Genomic DNA, 22,116 nt, shown 5'->3' on the forward strand with positions numbered 1-22,116 from the left:
CGTCATGCCGTGCTCACATCACCTCCAGTCTGGGGATACTCACAGCATGTCTGCCGAGTACGCGACTTTCGGCCTGGCACCGGCCATGCGCGCCGGTGGAGTCCTCACCAACGGTGACTACCAAGTGCACCGGGATTTTGTGGACTTCATCGTCGACGGACGGCCGCTGCTGTTCCAGCTCTCCGACCTCGACGCCGTCTCCCCGCTCGCCTCCGACATACCGCCCGCGATCTTCAGCGCGCAGGTGCACAGTCTCCTCCTGGAAGCCGACGCCCCCTTGGCGGGCGGCCGGTACGTCATCTACGGCTGCCCCGAGTGCGAGGACCTCGCCTGCGGTGCCGTCACCGCCGTGATCGAGAGACTCGGCGACGACTATGTATGGCGCGACTTCGCCTGGCAGACCGGTGAGCGGGCGGACCTGGAACTCAACGGGTACCACGGAATAGGGCCGTTCCGCTTCCGTGGCGCCGAGTACCGTGCCGCGCTGGGTTCCCTGCTGACGAACCCCGGGCTCACCGCTGCCGGTGGAGAGCGCCGCCGGGTCCTGCTCATCGGCACCCGAGCCGCCGTCCTCGCCAAACTTGCCACCGCCCTGCGCATCATCGGTATCGGCGCCGAGACCACCCAGGACGCCGCCGATATCCCCGCCGACGAGCTGCGCACATACGGCGCAGTCGCCTTCGGCCGCGCCGTCACCGAGCAGGAACGTGCCGCCGTACGCCAGTCCTTCGAGCGCGCCGGCGTCGAGGTCGCATACGTCGACGGGCTCGCCCCGATCGTCCCGCTCCTCGTCGCCCAGATCGAAAACGCCCTGGACCGCAGCCCCCAGGAGCAGCGCCGCCTCACCCGCCTGGTCGCCGCGAACGGCGAGGCGGGTGTCGAGGTCACGTCCCCGTGCCGGGTCCAACTGACCGCGTACCGCATGGACCGGCTGTACCGCACGCACGCGTACGAGGTCTTCGACGGCGTGCTGGAAGCGGGGGAGCACCGGCTCGCACTGGACGCGAAGGCGACGAAGGGGGAGTCCTTCATCGTGGCGCGGACTTCGGGGGGAGTGCTGGTGGAGGCGATGGGGGGCTGAGGGGATGCCTCCGGAGGAGGGCGAGGGCGGGGTGCTCGGCGGCCTCGGCCGCCCCGGCGTGGGGCTGCGCCCCTATGGGCGCTGGTGGCGCGCTGAGCAGTGGAGGCGGGCGCGGACTGGGCCGACGCGCCTCCCGAAGCGCGCCGCTTCAGGAGGCGAGCGGCCGGGAAGACCGGGCGCTCGCCCAGTCGACGGGCGATTAGGATCAGCGCCTGATGACTGCCACCCTCGTCGCAAAGAACCTCGCCGCCGGTCACGGTGACCGCTCGCTCTTCTCCGGGCTCGATCTCGTTGTCGCGCCCGGCGATGTGATCGGTCTGGTCGGTGCCAATGGCGCGGGCAAGTCCACGCTGCTGCGCATGCTCGCCGGACTGCTGAAGCCCGAGCAGGGCGAGCTGCGGCTCTCCCCGCCGAACGCCACCGTCGGGCATCTGCCGCAGGAGCCGGAACGCCGGCCGGGCGAGACCGTACGGGAGTTTCTGGCCCGCCGCACCGGTGTGGCAGAGGCCCAGCGCGTGATGGACGAGGCGACGCAGGCGCTCGTCGACGGGGCACCGGGCGCGGACGACGCGTACGCGACGAGCCTGGAGCGCTGGCTCGACCTCGGCGGCGCCGACCTGGACGAACGAGCCGACCAGGTCGCGGACTCGCTCGGACTCGGCGTCGACCTGAACCAGCCCATGACCGCGCTCTCCGGCGGCCAGGCGGCCCGCGCCGGACTCGCCTCCCTCCTCCTCTCCCGCTACGACGTCTTCCTCCTCGACGAGCCCACCAACGACCTCGACCTGGACGGCCTCGAACGCCTGGAACGCTTCGTGAGCGGACTGCGCGCAGGCACGGTCGTCGTCAGCCACGACCGCGAGTTCCTCACCCGCACCGTGACCAAGGTCCTCGAACTCGACCTCGCACAACAGCAGATCAGGCTGTACGGCGGCGGATACGAGGCATATCTGGAGGAACGGGACGTCGCACGCAGGCACGCCCGCGAGGACTACGAGGAGTACGCCGACAAGCGCGCCGCGCTCGCAGATCGGGCCCAGATGCAGCGCTCCTGGATGGACAAGGGCGTCAAGAACGCCCGGCGCAAGGCGAGCAACGACAACGACAAGATCGGCCGCAAGTTCCGTAGCGAAGCCAGTGAGAAGCAGGCCGCGAAGGCCCGGCAGACCCAGCGCATGATCGAACGGCTCGACGTCGTGGACGAGCCGCGCAAGGAGTGGGAGCTGCGTATGGAGATCGCGGCGGCCCCGCGATCGGGCGCCGTGGTCGCCACCCTGCGCGACGCGGAGGTACGACGAGGCGACTTCGTGCTCGGACCGGTGTCGTTGCAGATCGACTGGGCGGACCGGGTGGCCGTCACCGGCGCCAACGGCGCGGGCAAGTCCACGCTGCTGGCCGCCCTGCTGGGACGCGTACCGGTGGACGCGGGCCACGCCTCCCTGGGCTCCGGCGTCCTGGTCGGCGAGGTCGACCAGGCCCGCCAACTGTTCTACGGCCCCGAGTCCCTTCTGGACGCGTTCTGCACGGCGGTCCCGGACACCGAACCGGCCGAAGTCCGCACCCTCCTGGCCAAGTTCGGCCTCACCTCGCACCACGTCCTGCGACCGGCGGCCACCCTGTCACCCGGCGAACGCACCCGCGCCGCCCTGGCCCTCCTCCAGGGCCGAGGCGTCAACCTCCTGGTCCTGGACGAACCCACCAACCACCTCGACCTGCCGGCCATCGAGCAACTGGAATCAGCGCTCGACTCATACGAGGGCACACTGCTCCTGGTCACCCACGACCGCCGCATGCTGGACGCGGTCCACGTCACCCGCCGCCTGGAGGTCACCGGCGGCAAGGTGACGGAACGCTGAGGCGTCAGCCCCTGGGGCGCAGCAGCGCACAGACGAAGTTCTCCTGGACGGTGCGCAATTTCCGCAGCAGATCGGGCTTCAGGGCCTGGCTGATCTGGGTGGTGGCGGAGAAGGTCAGCGACCGGCGCCCGTCCGGCGTGGCCGCGATCAGCTGCGTGTAACCGAGAGTGTTGCCGGTATGCCCCAGCACCACCCCGCACCGGGTCGTGTACCGGAAGATGGCGAGTCCCGCGTCGTTACGCCCCGGCCCGGCGGGCTCCGACGCCGCCCCGGGGATCCAGCGCCTCTGTTCCCGAACGACGTGGTGGCCGTACAGCCGGCCTCCTGCATAGCCGCGGATGAAGCGGGTCACGTCGGCGGGCGTGGAGACGATGCCGCCCGAAGCCCACACACCGGACATGCCGAGGACCTCGCTGACGTCCTCCGGCGGCTCGGGCGGGCTCACGTCGTAGCCGTGCAGATAGGGCCTCGGCATCCGGTAGCCCTGCGGCAGGCTCGTGTCGCGCAGGCCCAGCGGCCGGTACACCAGCTCGCGCAGCAGATGCTCGTACGGCGTACCGGTCGCCGCCTCAGCCATCAGGGCGACGGCGATGTTGTCGGAGTTGGAGTACTGGTACTGGGAGCCGGGTCGGAAGCGCAGAGGCTGGTCGGCGACGAAGTCGAGCAGCCGTCGGGAGTCGAAGCGGTGCCGGGGGTCGGCCTGAACGATCTGCAAGAACGCCGGGGCCTGCGAGAAGTCGGGCAGGCCGCTGGTGTGGTTCAGCAGCTGGCGCAGCGTCACGGCGCCCCATGCCTCGGGCAGGCGGGGCAGCCGCTCCCGCAAGGTGTCGTCCAGACGCAGTTCGTGGCGGTCGACGAGTGACAGCGCCACCGCGCCGCTGAACGCCTTGGCCGCACTGGCGATGCGCATGTGGTCGTCAGGGGCGGGTCTGCGGCCGGTTGCCAGGTCCGCGACGCCGGCCCGGACGACCCGGCTGCTCCTGCCATCGCGCAGTACAGCGATGACGCCGGGCGGCCCGCCCGGCGTGCGGACCAGCTCCTCCAGCTGCTCCTGGAGTGAGCCTTGAGGGTCCGGTCCGGCCGGCGTGGCAGCACCGGCGGCAGGGGACAGCAAGGCCAGACAGACAGCGATGAGTGAGGCCACGCCCAGGCGGGGGCCAAGCGGGAAACGGCGACGGGGTGGAGTGGGGCACGGCATCGGCTCTCCCTGAACGGCGGTGCGAACCCGGACTGGGTGTCCAGCTTCGCCCGCCCGGATCAAGGCAGCCGCTCGTGCTACTGCACTCGGCCCAACGGCCTGCGGGGCGCGCCCCGTCAGGGGCGCGGGGCTGTGACATATGCGGCTCCGCCGCGATGGGGGTCCCCCCGCTCATGGGGGTCCCCCCGCTCGAGCGAAGCCGAGAGTGGGGGAGAAGCCGAGAGCGGGGGAGCGACCAGCCACAACGGACCGGCAGTCGAAAACCAACCTCTGAAGGGGGCCTGGGGGCGCAGCCCCCAGTTCCGGGAAGGGGCGGGCTTGGGGAAAGAAACCCCCTCACCCACCCACAACGCTCACCGTCCCCGACCCCCCTTGGGGTCAACCAACCCCGCCCGCCGCAACGCATCCGCCATCGCACTGTTGCCGGGCGCCGGCGCCTGCGCCTGCCGCGACCCGCCACCACCGCGACCCTGCTGCTGCCCACGCGGCTGCTGCGGCGCCCGCCCGCCACGCTGCGGGCGCCCCCCACCGCGCGCCTCCTTGGGCGCGGCCTCGTCATCCAACCGCAGCGTCAACGAGATCCGCTTACGCGGAATGTCGACCTCGAGGACCTTCACCTTCACGATGTCGCCGGGCTTGACCACGTCCCGCGGATCCTTGACGAACGTCTTGGACATCGCGGAGACGTGCACCAATCCGTCCTGGTGGACACCGACATCCACGAACGCTCCGAACGCCGCCACGTTCGTCACAACGCCCTCAAGGACCATCCCGGACGTCAGGTCGGAGATCTTCTCCACACCCTCCTTGAAGGTCGCCGTCTTGAAGGCGGGGCGAGGGTCACGCCCCGGCTTCTCCAGCTCCTTCAGAATGTCCGTCACCGTCGGCAGACCGAACGTCTCGTCCACGAAGTCGGTCGGCTTCAGCGAGCGCAGCACACTCGTGTTGCCGACCAGTGAGACCACCTCGCTGCCCGCCGTCTTCACCATCCGCCGCACCACGGGATATGCCTCCGGGTGCACGCTGGACGCGTCCAGCGGATCGTCACCCCCGCGAATCCGGAGGAACCCCGCGCACTGCTCGTACGCCTTCGGCCCCAGCCGCGCCACGCTCTTCAGCTCGGACCGCGACTTGAACGGACCGTTGGCATCCCGGTGGGCCACGATGTTCTCCGCGAGCCCGGACGAGATCCCGGACACCCGCGCCAGCAACGGCGTGGACGCCGTGTTCACGTCCACTCCGACGCCGTTCACACAGTCCTCGACCACCGCATCCAGCGACCGGGACAGCTTCACCTCGGACAGATCGTGCTGGTACTGCCCGACGCCGATCGACTTCGGGTCGATCTTCACCAGCTCGGCCAGCGGGTCCTGCAGGCGCCGCGCGATGGACACCGCGCCGCGCAGCGACACGTCCATTCCGGGCAGCTCCTGCGAGGCGAAGGCCGAGGCCGAATAGACGGAGGCCCCGGCCTCGGACACCATCACCTTCGTGAGCTTCAACTCCGGGTGCTTGGTGATCAGTTCACCGGCGAGTTTGTCCGTCTCGCGGGACGCCGTGCCGTTTCCGATCGCGATCAGCTCGACCGCGTGATCCTTGGCGAGCCGCGCGAGCTTGGCGATGGCCTCGTCCCACTTGTTGGCCGGGACGTGCGGGTAGATGACGTCCGTGGCGACGACCTTGCCGGTCGCGTCGACGACGGCCACCTTCACGCCCGTACGGAACCCGGGGTCGAGCCCCAGCGTCGAACGTGTGCCCGCGGGGGCGGCGAGCAGCAGGTCGCGCAGGTTCGCCGCGAAGACGTTGACCGCCTCGTCCTCGGCGGCCGTACGCAGCCGGAGCCGCAGGTCGATGCCGAGGTGCACCAGGATGCGCGTGCGCCAGGCCCAACGGACCGTGTCCGTCAGCCACTTGTCGGCGGGGCGGCCCCGGTCGGCGATCCCGAAGCGGTGCGCGACGATCCCCTCGTACGACGAAGGCCCGTCCGTCGGCTCCTCGGGCTCCAGGACGAGGTCGAGGACCTCCTCCTTCTCGCCGCGCAGCATGGCGAGGATGCGGTGCGAGGGCAGGTCCGTGAAGGGTTCGGCGAAGTCGAAGTAGTCGGCGAACTTGGCGCCCGCCTCCTCCTTGCCTTCCCGCACCTTGGCGGCCAGCCGCCCGCGCACCCACATGCGCTCGCGCAGCTCGCCGATCAGGTCGGCGTCCTCCGAGAACCGCTCGGTGAGGATCGCGCGGGCACCGTCGAGGGCCGCCTGCGGGTCGGCCACGCCCTTGTCGGCGTCGACGAACGCCGCTGCCGCGGCCAGAGGTTCGACGGACGGGTCACTGAGCAGGCCCTCGGCCAGCGGCTCCAGACCCGCCTCGCGCGCGATCTGCGCCTTCGTCCGCCGCTTCGGCTTGAACGGCAGATAGATGTCCTCCAAGCGCGCCTTGGTCTCGGCTCCGCGGATCCGCGCCTCAAGCTCCTCGGTGAGCTTGCCCTGCTCGCGCACCGACTCGAGGATCGCGGTCCGCCGCTCCTCCAGCTCCCGCAGATAGCGCAACCGCTCCTCGAGCGTGCGCAGCTGCGCATCGTCGAGCATCTCGGTCGCTTCCTTGCGGTAGCGGGCGATGAAGGGCACCGTCGAACCGCCGTCGAGCAGCTCCACGGCAGCCTTGACCTGCCGCTCCCGTACGCCGAGCTCCTCGGCGATCCTGCCTTCGATGGACCCTACTGCGATGGATCCGGGTGTCGTCACGATCCCGTACCGCCTTCTCACTGAGGTTGCGCGGCAATTGTGGCAGGTGACACCGACAACGGGGGATCAGGGCGGCGCCGGAACACGAGGAGAGCCGGACACGCCCTTGGCGGGTCCGGCTCCGAAGGCGGTCCGCGGGTCAGACCCGGCGGGCCCGCCCGGTGCGTCGCGTGGAGTGAGAGGCGCCGCCGAACAGCCGGGCCAGGGCCCGGAACGGCAGCGTCACCACTGTGGCGAGCGCCGCGCCAATCTGTCGCAACACGTCTGCGATCGCACGGAGCACGTGCTTCTCCTTTCGTCTCCCGGCCCGTTCGTTCGCGGCCGGGGACATCCGAGTACCGCGGAGAGGCGTTCTGATGCGTGGCCCGCCGCGCGCGCCCGAAAGGTCCTCAGCTCTTGCCGATCATGTCCTCGGGGAACGCCCCCGCTGACAGCGCCGTCGTGAGGAACCCCGTCGCCAGCTCCCGGAGGCGCTCCACGCCCGCCGCGCCCAGGTGCTCGTACGGGGCCCGGTCCAGACGGTCCGTGTCCGACTCGATCTCCCGGCGCAGGTCCATGCCCGCCGCCGTCAACTCGCCCTCGGCGTCGAGCAGTCCGCGCTCCCGGAGCTGGCCGGCCGCGGCGTCCCAGTCCTCGCGCCGCCAGCCACGCGTGGCGAGGACCCACCGCGGCGACATGCCCTTGCCGGTCGCGGTGTGGCTCACCAGCGCCTCCAAGGGGTCGAGTTCCGCGCCGAGCAGCACCGTGAGGTGCCCGTCTCCGCGGTGCTCGCGCAGCAGCGTGGCCGCGTGCCAGAGCGCGAGATGGGGCTCGTCGGGCACGGGCAGGTCCGCGTGTGCCGCATACAGCGGGCGCGCGGTCCGTACGCAGGCCTCGGTCGCCCGCAGCGCGAGCTGAGCCGCCTCGGCCATCTCCGGGGACCCGATCACCTCGTCACCGAGCAGCCGCCGCAGCGTCGCGTCGGCGGCACGCGCGCGTGCCGCGAGCACGTCCTGCGGCGACGCCGTCCGCCACACCTCGGGTACGTGCTTCGCCACCAGCTCGTGGCGGAAGTTGTAGAATGTCGCGGTCACCACACCCGCACCCACCGCCCCCATGGCCGCGGCCCGCGCCGCGAAGTACACGGCATCGCGGTCGGCGACCCCGAGAGCGGCCAGTTCCCGCCCCAGGTCCGGCGAGAAATAGTGCGCGGAGTGAAGCGGATTGAGGACGTTGTGGCAGCGCCGCCCGGCGCGCTCCTGCAGAGCACTGGTCATGAGCCGCAGGCTAACCGACTGCTCAGTACGAGCGGAATGCCGTGCCGTCGATCCCCCTCGGCAGGCTCCATCGGCAAGGTCGTCGGCATGGCAGGAAAGGTGGGGTGCTCGTCATTGCGGCCGTCACCGCGCGCGCCAAGAATCGAGCACATGGCACCCCGAACCGTTCTCGTCGTCCTCTTCGAGGGCATCCAGAGTCTCGACGTCACGGGCCCCGTAGAGGTCTTCGCGGGCGCCGAGACCGGCCACCCCGGTACGTACCGCCTCCGCACCGCCACCCTGGACGGCGCCCCCGTGCGCGCCACCAGCGGCCTCACCCTGGTCCCGGACCACGCCCTCGCCGACGCACCCGCCCCGCACACCCTGCTCGTCCCGGGCGGCAACGGCACCCGGAACCCGGACCCGGACCTCGTCGCCTGGCTGCGTGAGCACGGCCCGCGCGCGGAGCGCCTGGTGTCCGTCTGCACCGGCGCGCTCCTGCTCGCCGCCGCGGGCCTCCTGGACGGCCGCCGGGCGACGACTCACTGGGCGTCCTGCGACATGCTCGCCCGCGACCACCCGGCGATCGACGTCGACCCGGACCCCATCTTCGTACGCGACGGGAACGTGGCGACCTCGGCGGGCGTCACCTCCGGCATCGACCTCGCCCTCGCGCTCGTCGAGGAGGACCTCGGCCGCAGGACCGCCCTCACCATCGCCCGCCATCTGGTCGTGTTCCTCCGACGCCCGGGAAACCAGGCGCAGTTCAGCGCCCAGCTCGCCGCGCAGACAGCCCAGCGCCGGCCGCTCCGCGATGTCCAGCTGGGGGCACCTCCCACGCCCTTAAGGCAGTGGGGGAGGATCAGCGAGCACCCCGGAGAGCACCTGACCGTCGAGTCGCTCGCCGCCCGCGCCAACCTCTCCCCGCGCCACTTCGCTCGCGCCTTCCAGACGGAGACGGGCATGACCCCGGGCCGGTACGTCGACCGCGTCCGCGTCGAACACGCCCGGCGTCTTCTGGAGGACACCGCCGACGGCATCGAGGAGATCTCCCGCACCTGCGGCTACGGCACCCCGGAGGCGATGCGCCGCGCCTTCGTACGGACTCTCGGCGCGGCCCCGGCGGAGTACCGCCGCCGCTTCCGCCCCGTGCCCGCCGACTGAACTCACCGGCCGAGCTCACCCACAGAGCTCACAGGCCAACCCGTCGAATCTGTCGAGTCTGTCGAATCCGTCACATCCGTCGCATCCGTCGTACCTGACCGAACCGGAAAGGACTCCGATGCAGATCGCCATCGTTCTCTTCGACCGCTTCACCGCCCTGGACGCCGTCGGCCCGTACGAGACCCTCGGCCGCCTCCCCGACGCGGAGACCGTGTTCGTGGCCGAGCGGACGGGCCCCGTCCGCACCGAGACCGGCGCCCTCGCGATCACCGCCGACAAGACCCTCGCCGAGGTTCCGGGCCCCGACATCGTGGTGGTCCCCGGAGGGCCCGGCCAGTTCGCGCAGATGGAGAACGAGACGCTTCTCGACTGGCTGCGCACCACGGACGCCACCAGCACCTGGACCACCTCCGTGTGCAGCGGCTCCCTGCTGCTGGCCGCGGCCGGACTGCTCGACGGCCGCCGCGCCACCTCACACTGGCTGGTCCTCGACTTCCTCAAGCAGTACGGCGCCGAGCCGACGGGGGACAGGGTCGTGACCGACGGGAAGTACGTCACCGCGGCCGGGGTCTCCTCCGGCATCGACATGGGGCTCACCCTGGTCGGCAGGATCGCGGGCGACGAACACGCCCAGGCCGTCCAGCTGTTGACGGAGTACGACCCGCAGCCGCCCTACGACGCCGGATCGCCGCAGAAGGGCCCGCGCATCTCGTCGAGGAGTTCCGCACCAACAGCCGCTTCATCCTTGTGTAGTCGAGCCCGAAGCAGTCCACGTGAAGCGTGGCTGACGGCGCTCCAGAAAAGCGGCGACGCCCTCCGCGGTGTCGCCGCTGCCGCGCGCCTGCTCGGCCCAGTACGGCTGGCGGTCCGTGCGGCCGGCCGCGAACTCCTTCGCCGCGGCCTGCGTCAGTTGCGAGCGCGCGGCCAGTACGCGCGTGAACTCCGCGACCCGCTTGTCGAGTTCGCCCTCCGGCAGTACCTCGTCGACCAGTCCGGTCCGCAGCGCGCGCTCCGCGTCGATCAACTCACCCGAGAACAGCAGGTACTTGGCGGTGGCGGGCCCCACCAGCGACACCAACCGCCGGGTGGAGGAAGCCGCGTACACGATCCCCAGCTTCGCCGGAGTGATCCCGAACAGCGCGCCCTCGTCCGCGAACCGCAGATCGCAGGCCGCCGCGAGCTGGCAGCCGCCGCCCACGCAGTGGCCGCGCACCGCGGCGAGCGTCGGCTTGGGAAAGGCGGCGAGCGCGTCCTCGGCGCGTACCGCAAGACCCTGCGCCTCGTCGGCGGAGCCTCGCAGGGTCGAGATGTCGGCCCCGGCGCAGAAGGTCCCGCCCTCACCGGTGAGTACGAGCGTCCGTACGGCGGGGTCGGCGGCCAGTGTGTCGAGCAGTGGCGGCAACGCCGCCCACATGCCGGCCGTCATGGCATTGCGCTTCGCCGGATGGTGGATCACGACGGTGGCGACCCCGTCGGTGACGCTGTGCAACAACTGCGGCTCCATACGCCGGATGCTATCCGCACCCGTACAACCCGAAGAGTTCCGAATTCGGCACAAGAAGGGCAGGGAGCTGTCTCGCGGGCCGTCGGTGTCATACGGGGACGGTCAGAAAGGGGCGATATTCGCTGACTTCTGTTCAGCTCCGGGATATGCACCACTGCGTTACCAACACTCGACATGTGGTGACAATCGAGCGCAAGGGTGGCGACCGGACGATGGACGACCATGGGCGGGGGCCCGGCCCACGCCCTGAAGGCGGCGGGCACACGGATGCATACAGCAGACCGCCGGACCCACTGCCGTACGAGGGAGTCTGGCGGTTCACCGCTCCCTCCGTCGACGCCTCGGTGCCACAGGCGCGGCACGCCGTCCGTGACCTGCTGGCCCGCCAGGGCGTACCCGCCTCGGACGACCTCGTCCAAGGGCTGCTGCTGATCGTCTCCGAGCTGGTGACCAACGTGGTGCGGCACGCGGCGCTGCTCTCCCCGACGCTCGCCGTGGAGGTCGCCGTCGGCGCCGAGTGGGTGCGGGTCTCCGTCGAGGACAATCACCCCTACCGCCCGACCGCCCTGGAGGCCGACCACGCCCAGACCGGCGGCCGTGGCCTGCTCCTGGTGACCGAGATCACCAAGGAGGCGGGCGGCGCCTGCGACGTCGAACACACCGCGACCGGCGGCAAGGTGATCTGGGCCGCCCTGCCCCTCAAACCCGCACCGTAGAGCTGGTCACCACCCGGCGCCGGGGCCCGTCAGTTCCCTGATCGCGGGGCGGGCCGCGTCCAGGACCGTCATGAACCAGGTGGAGAACGGGTCCCTGACGTGCCGTTCCGTCAGCTCGGCGGGCGTCACGAAGGCCGTCGTGCCGACCTCCTCCGGGTCCGGCCGCAGTGGCGACTGGACCATACCGACGAAGAGGTGGTTGAACTCTTGCTCCACCAGACCGGAGTGCGGGTCCGGGTGGTTGTAGCGGACCGTGCCCGCCTCGGCGAGCAAAGACGGCGAGACCCCGAGCTCCTCGTGCGTACGTCGCGCAGCCGCCGCGAAGGGCGCCTCACCGGGGTAGGGATGGCCACAGCAGGTGTTGGACCAGACGCCGGGAGAGTGGTACTTGCCGAGCGCGCGCTGCTGCAACAGCAGCCGGCCCCGCTCGTCGAACAGGAACACCGAGAACGCCCGGTGCAGCTGCCCGGGCGGCTGATGCGCGGCGAGCTTCTCCGCGGTGCCGATCGTCGTACCGTCCTCGTCGACCAGTTCCAGCAGGATCGCTTCGGCGGAGCCGTTCGACGAGGTGTGCGTCGCGGTGCCACGTGTGATCGGCATACCCATCCTTCGCATCGGATTTCGGGACCCAAGTCTGCCGTACGAATCCGGCACTCCCGACACCACGCGGTGTCCCGCTTGTCCGGTTCCGTCGCGCGGCCGAACCTGGACAAGCGGGCCATCACCGATCAGGCGCCGAAAGCGGCCGGATAGTTGATCGTGCCCGTCGGAACCGGCGAAGAATCGTCCAGTACCAGGGCCATCATCGCCTCGTCAGGGACCTCGAGACCGGGCCGGATGCCGTATCCGGAAGCGGACGTGAAGCCGAAGCGCGGGTAGTACTCCGGGTGGCCGAGTACGAGCACCAACCGCTCCCCACGCGCACGTGCCGCCTCCAGCACGGCGCGTACGACGGCCGCTCCGGCGCCCTGCCGCTGATGCGGCGGCCGTACCGCCACGGGCGCCAGTGCGAGCGCCGGCGCGCCGTCGACATGGCAGCGGGTGAGCAGCGCGTACGCCACGACCGTGCCGTCCGCTGCCTCGGCCACGTACGACAGGCCCGGCAGCCAGGCCTCCGGGTCGGCGCGCAGCGCGTCCACCAGCTCGGCCTCCGCCTCGGTCGGGAAGGCCGCGGCGTTCACCGCGTACACCTCGGCACGGTCGGCGGCGGTCTCCGGGCGGGTGAGCCGGCTGGAGGCGTCCCTCGGCCGCAGTACGTATCCGACGTAGCCGTACTCGCCGCCGTGCTCCCGGCGCATCGTGATCTCCGCGTGGGCGCCCGCGACGGCCTCGGGCATGCCGGGCCGAGTGAGACCGGCCGTGTCGGCCTTGGCAGCGAGGGGGCCGTAGTACTCGTCCCAGTCGGACTCCGGCAGCTGGTGCACGCCGACGACGGTGTACCCGGCGGCCTCGGCGGCCCGGCTGTTCTCCTCGGTCGTACGCAGCTCGTATTGGTCCGCCCAGAAGGCGCGGGCCTGAGGCGAGGGCGTGTCGGTGGTCCAGCCGCACTCGGTGAGCACGAGCGTGCCGCCGGGGCCGAGAAGGCGCCGCCAGGAGCGCAGCGCGCTGTCGAAGCCGATGATGTAGGCCGAGCCCTCGGCCCAGAGGAGGTCGAAAGACCCGTCCGGCCAAGGGAGTTCACCCATGTCCCCCTCGACGGTGCGGATCGCGTCGCCGAGCCCGCGCCCCTTGGCGGCGTCCCGCAGTTCGGCGAGGAACGGCTCGTGCAGATCGACGGCGGTCACCTCGGCGCCCGCTTCCGCGGCGAGCAGCAGTGCGGAGCGGCCCGGGCCACAGCCCAGGTCGAGGACGCGTGGACGGGCGGGCAGTGGGCCCGAGAGCGAGAGGAGGTGCCGGGTGGTGATGTCGGAGCCGGGGCTCTGCCGCGGAAGTCCATGGCGCAGGGTGAAGAAGGCGTTGTGTTCAGCGTTGTCGGTCAACGTGGAAACCCTTGAGTGAGGGGCCCGGCCGACGATTGCCTGAACGTCAGCCGCGGGCCCGGGAGTCGGGGATGCCTGAGTCGCTGCGCGCGGCAGCGCGGAACACGACGGTCATCAACCCACCTCCCAGATCGCCGGCCACGCTAGCACCGAGGCGACGGCACCGCCTCCCAATGCTGCGTTTTCCCGGGGGGTAACCCCCGGACCCCCAGCAGAAAAGCGGGTCGGCCGGGGTGACCGGAGCGGACAGCGCGAGGCAAACTCGAGTAAACCGGCCGAGGCTTTCCCGTGCGCGACACGATCCGATCAGCCGGAGTGCGCATTCAGCCGGAGTGGTGGAGCTGCCAGCCCTGCCAGGCCGACTCGACCATCTCGCGCACCCCGCGCCGCGCGGTCCAGCCCAGTTCTTCGGCGGCCAGTGCGGCCGAGGCGACCGCGCGCGGGGAGTCGCCCTGGCGGCGCGGTTCGACGATCGCGGGGCGGGTGTCGCCGGTGACCTCGCCGATGAGCGTCACGAGCTCGCGTACCGAAACACCCTCACCGCGGCCGATGTTCACGGTCAGATCGCCCTCCGAGCCTGCCGCGGTCAGCCGCCGGGCCGCCGCGAGGTGGGCCTCGGCGAGATCGGCGACGTGGATGTAGTCGCGTACGCAGGTGCCGTCCGGCGTCGGGTAGTCGGCGCCGAAGATCCGCGGGGCCTCGTCGCGGGTGAGCCGGTCGAAGACCATCGGGACCACGTTGAAGACACCGGTGTCGGCCAGTTCGGGTGCCGCCGCGCCCGCCACGTTGAAGTAGCGCAGGCACACGGTGGCGATGCCGTGTGCCCGGCCCGCCGCGCGCACCAGCCACTCACCGGTGAGCTTTGTCTCGCCGTACGGGTTCATCGGGGTACACGGGGTGTCCTCCGTGATGAGATCCACATCCGGGTTGCCGTAGACGGCCGCGGACGAGGAGAAGACGAAGCGCTCGATGCCCGCCCCGGCGACCGCTTCGAGGAGCGTGGCGAGTCCTCCCACGTTCTCCTGGTAGTAGCGCGTGGGTTGGGCCATGGACTCGCCGACCTGCTTGCGCGCGGCGAGATGCACCACTCCCGTCACCGTGTGTTCAGCGAACGTCCGCTTCAGTAGCTCTCCGTCGAGCGATGAGCCCTGAATGAGAGGGATGTCCGTCGGCAGCCGGTGGGGGACACCGGCCGAGAGATCGTCGAGGGCGATGACCCGCTCTCCCGCATCGGCCATGATTCGCGCCACATGTGCACCGATATAGCCCGCTCCGCCTGTGATCAGCCATGTCATGGTCCTTCACCCTATGCCGGACCGATCAGCTCCGGTGCGGGCCGCGATTCTTGCCCTGAAAAGCGCCGTTCTGGACCCGCGATTTGGGGCGTGGGGCCCCGATCCATGATGATGATCGCAGCGGACGCGGCGGACAGATCATGCTGATCGGGCCGTGAACAGGCGGTGAACGGCAGATTCCCATCATCCGATAGCCTCTGCCGACACGCCGCCCGGGGCCCCGCCCGGGGCGCCCCCATCGCCCACATGCCCGTCGCCGCGGACGCGTCGGAACCCAGGGAGTGAGTTCGTCTGTCGACCGCCATCCTCACCGGTCAGCCGGTCCCCGGATCGTCGCTCGAGGGCGATCTGCGGTCGCTCGGCTTCGACGTGCGGGTCGCCTCCGACGCGGCCGACGCCGAGACACTCCTCGCCGCCGTACCCGCGGATGAGCGGGTCGCCGTCGTCGACGCCCGCTTCGTGGGCCACGTCCACGCGCTGCGGCTCGGGCTCACCGATCCCCGCTTCGAGGCCGCCTCGATCCCCGGCGCCGTCACCGTCCGCCGCGCCGCCCGTCCCGCGCTGGACCGCGCGCTGCGTACGGCCGCCGGTGACGCCTCGAACGGCTCCGTGGTCGTCGGCATCGTCGCCGACCGCGTCGCCGAGCTGCTCGACACCGAACTGCACCGCCCCGAACTCGGTGAGCTCGTCGCCGAAGTCCCCCGCGACCCGCAGGCCCGCAACGAGGCCCGGCAGGCCGTGGCCGCCCTCGACGACGAGGCGATCCGGCTGCGTACGGCCGTGAAGTCCCGCGACGGCTTCTTCACCACGTACTGCATCAGCCCGTACTCCCGCTATCTCGCCCGCTGGTGCGCCCGCCGCGGTCTGACCCCGAATCAGGTCACCACGGCCTCGCTGTTCACCGCGCTCATCGCGGCGGGCTGTGCGGCGACCGGCACCCGGGCCGGCTTCGTCACCGCCGGACTTCTGCTGCTCTTCTCCTTCGTCCTGGACTGTACGGACGGACAGCTCGCCCGCTACTCGCTGCAGTACTCCACACTCGGCGCCTGGCTCGACGCGACCTTCGACCGCGCCAAGGAGTACGCCTACTACGCGGGCCTCGCGTTCGGCGCGGCCCGCGGCGGTGACGACGTATGGGCCCTCGCCCTCGGCGCGATGGTTTTGCAGACCTGTCGACATGTCGTCGACTTCTCCTTCAACGAGGCGAATCACGACGCCACCGCCAACACCAGCCCCACGGCGGCCCTTTCGGGCCGGCTCGACAGCGTCGGCTGGACGGTCTGGGTGCGCAGGATGATCGTCCTGCCGATCGGCGAGCGCTGGGCGATGATCGCCGTGCTCACGGCGGTCACGACGCCGCGTATCACCTTCTATGCGCTGCTCATCGGATGCGCGTTCGCGGCGACTTACACGACAGCGGGGCGCGTGCTGCGGTCTCTGACGCGCAAGGCCCACCGCACCGACCGGGCGGCCCGGGCTCTGGCGGACCTCGCGGACAGCGGGGCGGTCGCCGAGCTGCTGGCGGGGCTGCTGAAGAAGCTGCCGGCCAAGCCCCCGTTCGGCGCGCGCGTTCTCGTCGCGCTGTCCGGCGCTGTGATCCTCGTCGCCGCCGCCTGGCTTGAGCCGTACGGCAGTTGGCTGCCCGTTCTTGGCGCCGTGCTCTACACGCTGACCTCGGCCGCGGCCGTCGCGCTGCCCCTCAAGGGAGCCCTGGACTGGCTCGTTCCGCCTGTGTTCCGCGCGGCCGAATACGTCACCGTCCTGGTGCTGGCAGCCAAAGCCGACGTAAACGGAGCCCTTCCAGCGGCTTTCGGGCTGGTGGGCGCCGTCGCCTACCATCACTACGACACGGTGTACCGCATCCGCGGCGACGCCGGCGCGCCGCCGAACTGGCTGGTGCGGGCGATCGGCGGGCACGAAGGCAGGACGCTGCTGGTCACCGTTCTGGCCGCGCTGCTCGCCGCCACTGATTTCAAGGTCGCACTCACGGCGCTCGCCGTGGCCGTGGCCCTCGTGGTGCTCGTGGAGAGCATCCGTTTCTGGGTGACCGCCCATACGCGCGGCGCACCCGCCGTACACGATGAAGGAGAACCCGCATGATCGGCCTCGTGCTGGCGGCCGGCGCCGGACGGCGTCTGCGCCCCTATACCGACACCCTGCCCAAGGCGCTGGTGCCGGTGGGCCCGGAAGGTAACGAGGACAGCATCACCGTGCTCGACCTCACCCTCGGCAACTTCGCCGAGATCGGCCTGACCGAGGTCGCGATCATCGTCGGCTACCGCAAGGAAGCCGTCTACGAGCGCCGCGAGGCCCTCGAGCAGAAGTACGGCGTCAAGATCACCCTCATCGACAACGACAAGGCCGAGGAGTGGAACAACGCCTACTCCCTGTGGTGCGGGCGTGACGCCATCAAGCACTCGGTGATCCTCGCCAACGGCGACACCGTGCACCCCGTCTCCGTCGAGAAGACGCTGCTCGCCGCCCGCGGCGACGGCAAGAAGATCATCCTGGCCCTCGACACGGTGAAGTCGCTCGCCGACGAGGAGATGAAGGTCGTCGTCGGCCCCGAGGGCGGCATGACGAAGATCACCAAGCTGATGGACCCGGCCGAGGCGACCGGTGAGTACATCGGCGTCACCCTCATCGAGGGCGAGGCCGCCGACGAGCTCGCCGACGCGCTGAAGACGGTCTTCGAGACCGACCCGCAGCAGTTCTACGAGCACGGCTACCAGGAGCTCGTGAACCGCGGCTTCCGCATCGACGTCGCGCCCATCGGCGACGTCAAGTGGGTCGAGATCGACAACCACGACGACCTGGCCAAGGGACGTGTGATCGCGTGCCAGTACTGACGAGGCTCATCCCCTCGCCGGTCGTCGTCGACATCCGTCCGGGGGCGCTCGATGATCTGGCGACGATCCTGTCGGACCAGCGCATCGCGCCGTCGGGCCGGTTGGCCTTCGCTATCAGCGCCGGCTCCGGCCAGGCGCTGCGCGACCGGTTCGCCCCCGCGTTCCCGGAGGCCGACTGGTTCTGCGACGCCGACGGCACCATCGACGGCGCCGTACGTCTCGCCGACTCGATCAAGAAGGGCGGTCACTACGACGCCGTGGTCGGGCTCGGCGGCGGCAAGGTCATCGACTGCGCCAAGTACGCCGCCGCACGCGTCGGCCTGCCGTTGGTGGCCGTGGCCACCAACCTCGCGAACGATGGCTTGTGCTCACCCGTGGCCACGCTCGACAACGATGCGGGCCGTGGCTCGTACGGCGTGCCCAACCCGATCGGGATCGTCATCGACCTCGATGTCATCCGCGAGGCTCCGGTGCGATTCGTACGGGCCGGAATCGGCGATGTGATCTGCAAGATCTCCGCCGTGGCCGACTGGGAGTTGTCGCACCGGGAGAACGGCGAGCAGGTCGACGGCCTGGCCGCCGCCATGGCCCGCCAGGCCGCGGAGGCCGTGCTGCGCCACCCAGGAGGTGTCGGCGAGGACACCTTCCTGACGACGCTCTCCGAGGCGCTGGTTCTGTGCGGCATTTCGATGTCGGTGGCCGGTGACAGCCGCCCCGCATCCGGCGCCTGCCACGAGATCAGCCACGCCTTCGACCTGAGCTTCGCCAAGCGCAGCGCCCTGCACGGCGAGCAGTGCGGCCTCGGCGGCGCGTTCGCCACGTTCCTGCGGGGCGACCACGAGACAGCCGGGCACATGGCCGAGGTGCTGCACCGCCACGGGCTGCCCGTCCTCCCGGACGAGATCGGCTTCACCGTGGACGAGTTCGTCCAGGTCGTGAAGTTCGCCCCGAAGACCCGGCCGGGCCGCTACACGATCCTCGAGCACCTCGACCTGTCCGCCGACCAGATCAGGGACGCATACGCCGACTATGCAAAAGCCATCAGTAGCTGAGCTTCGACCGGTCGTGCACCCCCCGGGTGTGAAGGACCGGCGGAGCGGCGAGCACTGGGCCGGCCGGCTCTATATGCGCGAGCTGTCGCTGCGTATCGACCGGCACCTGGTGAACACGCGGGTCACGCCCAACCAGCTGACCTACCTGATGACCGTCTTCGGCGTCCTCGCCGCCCCGGCCCTGCTGGTGCCGGGGATCCCGGGCGCCGTGCTCGGCGTGCTGATGGTCCAGCTCTACCTGCTGTTCGACTGCGTCGACGGCGAACTCGCCCGCTGGCGCAAGCAGTACTCCCTCGCCGGCGTCTACGTGGACCGGGTCGGCGCCTACCTGTGCGACGCCGCGGTCCTCGTCGGCTTCGGGCTGCGCGCCGCCGACCTGTGGGGCTCCGGGCGGATCGACTGGCTGTGGGCCTTCCTCGGCACCCTCGCTGCCCTCGGTGCGATCCTGATCAAGGCCGAGACCGACCTCGTAGGCGTTGCCCGGCACCAGACCGGCAAGCCGCCGGTCCAGGAGTCGGCCTCCGAGCCGCGCACCTCCGGGATGGCGCTGGCCCGCAAGGCCGCCGCCGCGCTGAAGTTCCACCGGCTCGTCCTCGGCGTCGAGGCGTCGCTGCTGATCCTGGTCCTGGCGGTGCTGGACACGGTCAGGGACGATCTGTTCTTCTCGCGGCTCGGCGTCGCCGTGCTGGCCGGCATCGCGCTCCTGCAGACCCTGCTGCACCTCGTGTCCATCCTGGCGTCGAGCAGGCTGAAGTGAGCTCGGCCATGAAGGTCGGCGCGGTGATCATCACCATGGGCAACCGCCCCGACGAACTCCGCGCCCTCCTCGACTCGGTCGCCAAGCAGGACGGCGACCCGGTCGAGGCGGTCGTGGTGGGCAACGGCTCCCCGGTGCCGGACGTCCCCGAAGGCGTACGCACCATCGAGCTGCCCGAGAACCTCGGCATCCCCGGAGGCCGCAACGTCGGCATCGAGGCCTTCGGTCCCGGCGGCACGGACGTAGACGTCCTGATGTTCCTGGACGACGACGGCCTGCTCGCCCGCAACGACACCGCCGTGCTGTGCCGCGAGGCCTTCGAGGCCGACCCCGAGCTCGGGATCATCAGCTTCCGTATCGCCGACCCCGACACGGGTACCACCCAGCGCCGCCACGTCCCGCGCCTGCGCGCCGCCGACCCGATGCGCAACTCCCGCGTCACCACCTTCCTCGGCGGCGCCAACGCGGTCCGTACAAAGGTCTTGGCCGAGGTCGGCGGACTGCCTGCGGAGTTTTTCTACGCCCATGAGGAGACAGACCTCGCCTGGCGCGCCCTCGACGCCGGCTGGATGATCGACTACCGCGCGGACATGGTGCTCCACCACCCCACGACCGCCCCCTCCAGGCACGCCGTCTACCACCGCATGGTGGCCCGCAACCGAGTCTGGCTCGCCCGCCGTAATCTCCCCGCCCCGCTGATCCCCGTGTACCTCGGCGTCTGGATGCTGCTCACCCTCGCCCGCCGCCCCTCGCGACCTGCGCTGAAGGCCTGGTTCGGCGGTTTTGTGGAGGGCTGGTCCACCTCATGCGGCCCACGGCGCCCCATGAAGTGGCGTACGGTATGGCGCCTGACTCGACTGGGCCGCCCACCCGTCATCTGACAAGCTCGGTATCTGAGAGCATTCGGCGGTACCCGGTCCCTGGCTCCTGCCCAGGCCCGAACCAGGCGGCCCACATTGAGGACGAAAGTTTCCATCTGTGAGTGAGACAACGCATGACGGCAGGGTCGCGGTGAGCGACCGACCGTCACCCGATGACGGGCTCTCCGCGGCCGACCTGGCCGCCAAGTACGGGCTCGCGGTCAGCGGCGCCCGGCCCGGACTCGTCGAGTACGTCCGCCAGCTCTGGGGACGGCGTCACTTCATCCTCGCCTTCTCCCAGGCGAAGCTCACCGCCCAGTACAGCCAGGCGAAGCTCGGGCAGCTGTGGCAGGTGGCCACGCCCCTGCTGAACGCGCTCGTGTACTTCCTGGTCTTCGGGCTCATCCTGGGGGCCGACCGCGGCATGGGCCGTGAGGTCTACATCCCGTTCCTGGTGACCGGTGTGTTCGTCTTCACCTTCACCCAGAGCTCGGTGATGGCCGGAGTGCGGGCGATCTCCGGAAACCTCGGCCTCGTCCGGGCCCTGCACTTCCCGCGCGCCGCGCTGCCCATCTCCTTCTCGCTGCAGCAGCTCCAGCAACTGCTCTTCTCGATGATCGTGCTGTTCGCGGTGGCGGTCGGATTCGGCAGTTACCCGCGCCTGTCCTGGTTGCTGATCCTCCCGGTCCTCGTCCTGCAGTTCCTCTTCAACACCGGCCTGGCGATGATCATGGCCCGGATGGGATCCAAGACTCCGGACCTCGCGCAGCTGATGCCGTTCGTGATGCGTACGTGGATGTACGGATCCGGCGTCATGTTCTCCATCCCGATCATGCTCGAGGGCAAGCCCGAGTGGATCGCCGATGTCCTCCAGTGGAACCCGGCCGCCATCTACATGGACCTGATGCGCTTCGCCCTGATCGACGGTTACGGCTCCGAGCACCTGCCCCCGCACGTCTGGGCGGTCGCCCTCGGCTGGTCCCTCCTCGTCGCCGTCGGCGGGTTCGTGTACTTTTGGAAGGCTGAGGAGCGGTACGGCCGTGGCTGAGCAGATCACCGACACACGGATCCCCACCGTCATCGCGGACGAGCTGCACATCGTCTACCGCGTCAACGGCGCCAAGACCGGCAAGGGCAGCGCCACCGCCGCCCTCAGCCGCATACTCAAGCGAGGCGGCGGCGAGGAGCGCGGCGTCCGCAAGGTGCACGCAGTGCGCGGCGTCTCCTTCATCGCCTACCGCGGCGAGGCCATCGGCCTGATCGGCTCCAACGGCTCCGGCAAGTCCACGCTGCTGCGCGCCATCGCCGGACTGCTGCCCGCCGAGGAGGGCAAGGTCTACACCGACGGCCAGCCCTCGCTCCTCGGCGTGAACGCGGCCCTGATGAACGACCTGACCGGCGAGCGGAACGTCATCCTCGGCGGCCTCGCGATGGGCATGTCCCGCGAGCAGATCCGCGAGCGCTACCAGGAGATCGTCGACTTCTCCGGCATCAACGAGAAGGGCGACTTCATCACGCTGCCCATGCGGACGTACTCCTCCGGCATGGCCGCCCGCCTGCGCTTTTCCATCGCCGCCGCCAAGGACCACGACGTCCTGATGATCGACGAGGCGCTCGCGACCGGCGACCGCTCCTTCCAGAAGCGCTCCGAAGCCCGCATCCGCGAGCTGCGCAAGCACGCGGGCACGGTGTTCCTCGTCAGTCACAACAACAAGTCGATCCGTGACACCTGCGACCGCGTCCTGTGGCTGGAGCGCGGCGAGCTGCGCATGGACGGCCCGACCGACGAGGTTCTCAAGGAGTACGAGAAGTTCACCGGCAAGTAGGCCCGC

19 protein-coding genes and 1 pseudogene are annotated in these 22,116 nt (G+C 70.4%); 12 read left to right on the forward strand and 8 right to left on the reverse strand.

Features of this window, described 5'->3' with window-relative positions; genetic code table 11:
- Positions 1–46 precede the first annotated feature (46 nt).
- Positions 47–1,081 (forward strand): oxidoreductase, encoded by a 1,035-nt coding sequence (locus ACGFNK_RS21810; protein WP_393418205.1) that lies wholly within the window; start codon positions 47–49, stop codon positions 1,079–1,081.
- A gap of 215 nt (positions 1,082–1,296) precedes the next feature.
- Positions 1,297–2,937, forward strand: coding sequence for an ABC-F family ATP-binding cassette domain-containing protein (locus tag ACGFNK_RS21815; RefSeq protein WP_393418207.1), 1,641 nt, complete (start codon positions 1,297–1,299; stop codon positions 2,935–2,937).
- A 4-nt stretch (positions 2,938–2,941) separates the two neighbouring features.
- On the opposite strand, the gene ACGFNK_RS21820 is transcribed toward ACGFNK_RS21815, so the two are convergent.
- The 4 genes from ACGFNK_RS21820 to ACGFNK_RS21835 all read right to left on the reverse strand — a co-directional run bounded on the left by ACGFNK_RS21820 (position 2,942) and on the right by ACGFNK_RS21835 (position 8,129).
- Complete coding sequence (locus tag ACGFNK_RS21820) at positions 2,942–4,135, reverse strand: serine hydrolase domain-containing protein (protein WP_393418209.1); 1,194 nt, start codon at positions 4,133–4,135, stop codon at positions 2,942–2,944.
- A gap of 353 nt (positions 4,136–4,488) precedes the next feature.
- Positions 4,489–6,873, reverse strand: coding sequence for a Tex family protein (locus ACGFNK_RS21825; RefSeq protein ID WP_393418211.1), 2,385 nt, complete (start codon positions 6,871–6,873; stop codon positions 4,489–4,491).
- A 139-nt stretch (positions 6,874–7,012) separates the two neighbouring features.
- A complete protein-coding gene (locus ACGFNK_RS21830; RefSeq protein ID WP_344396012.1) occupies positions 7,013–7,156 on the reverse strand; it encodes an LPFR motif small protein in 144 nt (47 codons plus the stop codon).
- Between the two features lie 106 nt (positions 7,157–7,262).
- On the reverse strand, positions 7,263–8,129 hold the full coding sequence (locus tag ACGFNK_RS21835; protein ID WP_393418213.1) for a hypothetical protein: 867 nt from the start codon (positions 8,127–8,129) through the stop codon (positions 7,263–7,265).
- Between the two features lie 150 nt (positions 8,130–8,279).
- On the opposite strand from ACGFNK_RS21835, the gene ACGFNK_RS21840 reads away from it, so the two are divergent.
- Positions 8,280–9,272, forward strand: coding sequence for a GlxA family transcriptional regulator (locus ACGFNK_RS21840; RefSeq protein ID WP_393418215.1), 993 nt, complete (start codon positions 8,280–8,282; stop codon positions 9,270–9,272).
- A gap of 118 nt (positions 9,273–9,390) precedes the next feature.
- Positions 9,391–10,025 (forward strand): annotated as a pseudogene (locus ACGFNK_RS21845) (DJ-1/PfpI family protein).
- On the opposite strand, the gene ACGFNK_RS21850 reads toward ACGFNK_RS21845, so the two are convergent.
- A complete protein-coding gene (locus tag ACGFNK_RS21850; RefSeq protein ID WP_393418217.1) occupies positions 10,012–10,776 on the reverse strand; it encodes an enoyl-CoA hydratase/isomerase family protein in 765 nt (254 codons plus the stop codon). The pseudogene ACGFNK_RS21845 and the gene ACGFNK_RS21850 sit on opposite strands and share 14 nt — an antisense overlap.
- A gap of 212 nt (positions 10,777–10,988) precedes the next feature.
- Here ACGFNK_RS21850 and ACGFNK_RS21855 point away from each other — a divergent pair, with 212 nt between their 5' ends.
- Positions 10,989–11,492, forward strand: coding sequence for an ATP-binding protein (locus ACGFNK_RS21855; RefSeq protein ID WP_386349943.1), 504 nt, complete (start codon positions 10,989–10,991; stop codon positions 11,490–11,492).
- A gap of 6 nt (positions 11,493–11,498) precedes the next feature.
- Here ACGFNK_RS21855 and idi read toward each other — a convergent pair whose 3' ends face one another.
- The 3 genes from idi to galE form a co-directional block, all read right to left on the reverse strand.
- A complete protein-coding gene (gene idi / locus ACGFNK_RS21860) occupies positions 11,499–12,092 on the reverse strand; it encodes an isopentenyl-diphosphate Delta-isomerase (protein ID WP_393418219.1) in 594 nt (197 codons plus the stop codon).
- Positions 12,093–12,220: 128 nt separating this feature from the next.
- Positions 12,221–13,471 (reverse strand): GNAT family N-acetyltransferase, encoded by a 1,251-nt coding sequence (locus ACGFNK_RS21865; protein ID WP_393418221.1) that lies wholly within the window; start codon positions 13,469–13,471, stop codon positions 12,221–12,223.
- 323 nt (positions 13,472–13,794) lie between these two features.
- Positions 13,795–14,766, reverse strand: coding sequence for a UDP-glucose 4-epimerase GalE (gene galE / locus ACGFNK_RS21870; RefSeq protein WP_393418223.1), 972 nt, complete (start codon positions 14,764–14,766; stop codon positions 13,795–13,797).
- Positions 14,767–15,057: 291 nt separating this feature from the next.
- Between galE and ACGFNK_RS21875 the strand changes: the two genes are divergently transcribed.
- From ACGFNK_RS21875 to ACGFNK_RS21905, 7 genes are all read left to right on the forward strand, one after another.
- On the forward strand, positions 15,058–16,866 hold the full coding sequence (locus ACGFNK_RS21875) for a DUF5941 domain-containing protein (RefSeq protein ID WP_393418266.1): 1,809 nt from the start codon (positions 15,058–15,060) through the stop codon (positions 16,864–16,866).
- Entirely contained in the window at positions 16,863–17,615 is a 753-nt protein-coding gene (locus tag ACGFNK_RS21880) for a sugar phosphate nucleotidyltransferase (RefSeq protein ID WP_386349902.1), read from the forward strand. Before ACGFNK_RS21875 ends, ACGFNK_RS21880 begins: the two co-directional genes overlap by 4 nt.
- Positions 17,603–18,667: an iron-containing alcohol dehydrogenase family protein gene (locus ACGFNK_RS21885; RefSeq protein WP_393418225.1), complete on the forward strand. Its 1,065-nt coding sequence runs from the start codon at positions 17,603–17,605 to the stop codon at positions 18,665–18,667. The genes ACGFNK_RS21880 and ACGFNK_RS21885 overlap by 13 nt, the downstream gene beginning before the upstream one ends.
- Positions 18,645–19,424, forward strand: coding sequence for a CDP-alcohol phosphatidyltransferase family protein (locus ACGFNK_RS21890; protein ID WP_388685230.1), 780 nt, complete (start codon positions 18,645–18,647; stop codon positions 19,422–19,424). The genes ACGFNK_RS21885 and ACGFNK_RS21890 overlap by 23 nt, the downstream gene beginning before the upstream one ends.
- 8 nt (positions 19,425–19,432) lie before the next feature.
- Complete coding sequence (locus ACGFNK_RS21895; RefSeq protein WP_393418268.1) at positions 19,433–20,305, forward strand: glycosyltransferase family 2 protein; 873 nt, start codon at positions 19,433–19,435, stop codon at positions 20,303–20,305.
- Between the two features lie 97 nt (positions 20,306–20,402).
- Positions 20,403–21,332, forward strand: coding sequence for an ABC transporter permease (locus tag ACGFNK_RS21900; RefSeq protein WP_393418227.1), 930 nt, complete (start codon positions 20,403–20,405; stop codon positions 21,330–21,332).
- Positions 21,325–22,110, forward strand: coding sequence for an ABC transporter ATP-binding protein (locus ACGFNK_RS21905; protein WP_386349916.1), 786 nt, complete (start codon positions 21,325–21,327; stop codon positions 22,108–22,110). Before ACGFNK_RS21900 ends, ACGFNK_RS21905 begins: the two co-directional genes overlap by 8 nt.
- Positions 22,111–22,116: the final 6 nt, after the last annotated feature.

The organism is Streptomyces sp. NPDC048825 (genome assembly GCF_043198355.1).
Taxonomy (GTDB): domain Bacteria; phylum Actinomycetota; class Actinomycetes; order Streptomycetales; family Streptomycetaceae; genus Streptomyces; species Streptomyces xiangluensis.

What these genes read in the sequence shown, in the direction of transcription:
- ACGFNK_RS21810 (WP_393418205.1), top strand. Translation starts at nt 47, where the DNA reads ATGTCTGCCGAGTACGCGACTTTCGGCCTGGCACCGGCCATGCGCGCC.
- ACGFNK_RS21815 (WP_393418207.1), top strand. Translation starts at nt 1,297, where the DNA reads ATGACTGCCACCCTCGTCGCAAAGAACCTCGCCGCCGGTCACGGTGAC.
- ACGFNK_RS21820 (WP_393418209.1), bottom strand. Translation starts at nt 4,135, where the DNA reads ATGCCGTGCCCCACTCCACCCCGTCGCCGTTTCCCGCTTGGCCCCCGC.
- ACGFNK_RS21835 (WP_393418213.1), bottom strand. Translation starts at nt 8,129, where the DNA reads ATGACCAGTGCTCTGCAGGAGCGCGCCGGGCGGCGCTGCCACAACGTC.
- ACGFNK_RS21840 (WP_393418215.1), top strand. Translation starts at nt 8,280, where the DNA reads ATGGCACCCCGAACCGTTCTCGTCGTCCTCTTCGAGGGCATCCAGAGT.
- ACGFNK_RS21850 (WP_393418217.1), bottom strand. Translation starts at nt 10,776, where the DNA reads ATGGAGCCGCAGTTGTTGCACAGCGTCACCGACGGGGTCGCCACCGTC.
- ACGFNK_RS21855 (WP_386349943.1), top strand. Translation starts at nt 10,989, where the DNA reads ATGGACGACCATGGGCGGGGGCCCGGCCCACGCCCTGAAGGCGGCGGG.
- idi (WP_393418219.1), bottom strand. Translation starts at nt 12,092, where the DNA reads ATGCCGATCACACGTGGCACCGCGACGCACACCTCGTCGAACGGCTCC.
- galE (WP_393418223.1), bottom strand. Translation starts at nt 14,766, where the DNA reads ATGACATGGCTGATCACAGGCGGAGCGGGCTATATCGGTGCACATGTG.
- ACGFNK_RS21880 (WP_386349902.1), top strand. Translation starts at nt 16,863, where the DNA reads ATGATCGGCCTCGTGCTGGCGGCCGGCGCCGGACGGCGTCTGCGCCCC.
- ACGFNK_RS21890 (WP_388685230.1), top strand. Translation starts at nt 18,645, where the DNA reads ATGCAAAAGCCATCAGTAGCTGAGCTTCGACCGGTCGTGCACCCCCCG.
- ACGFNK_RS21895 (WP_393418268.1), top strand. Translation starts at nt 19,433, where the DNA reads ATGAAGGTCGGCGCGGTGATCATCACCATGGGCAACCGCCCCGACGAA.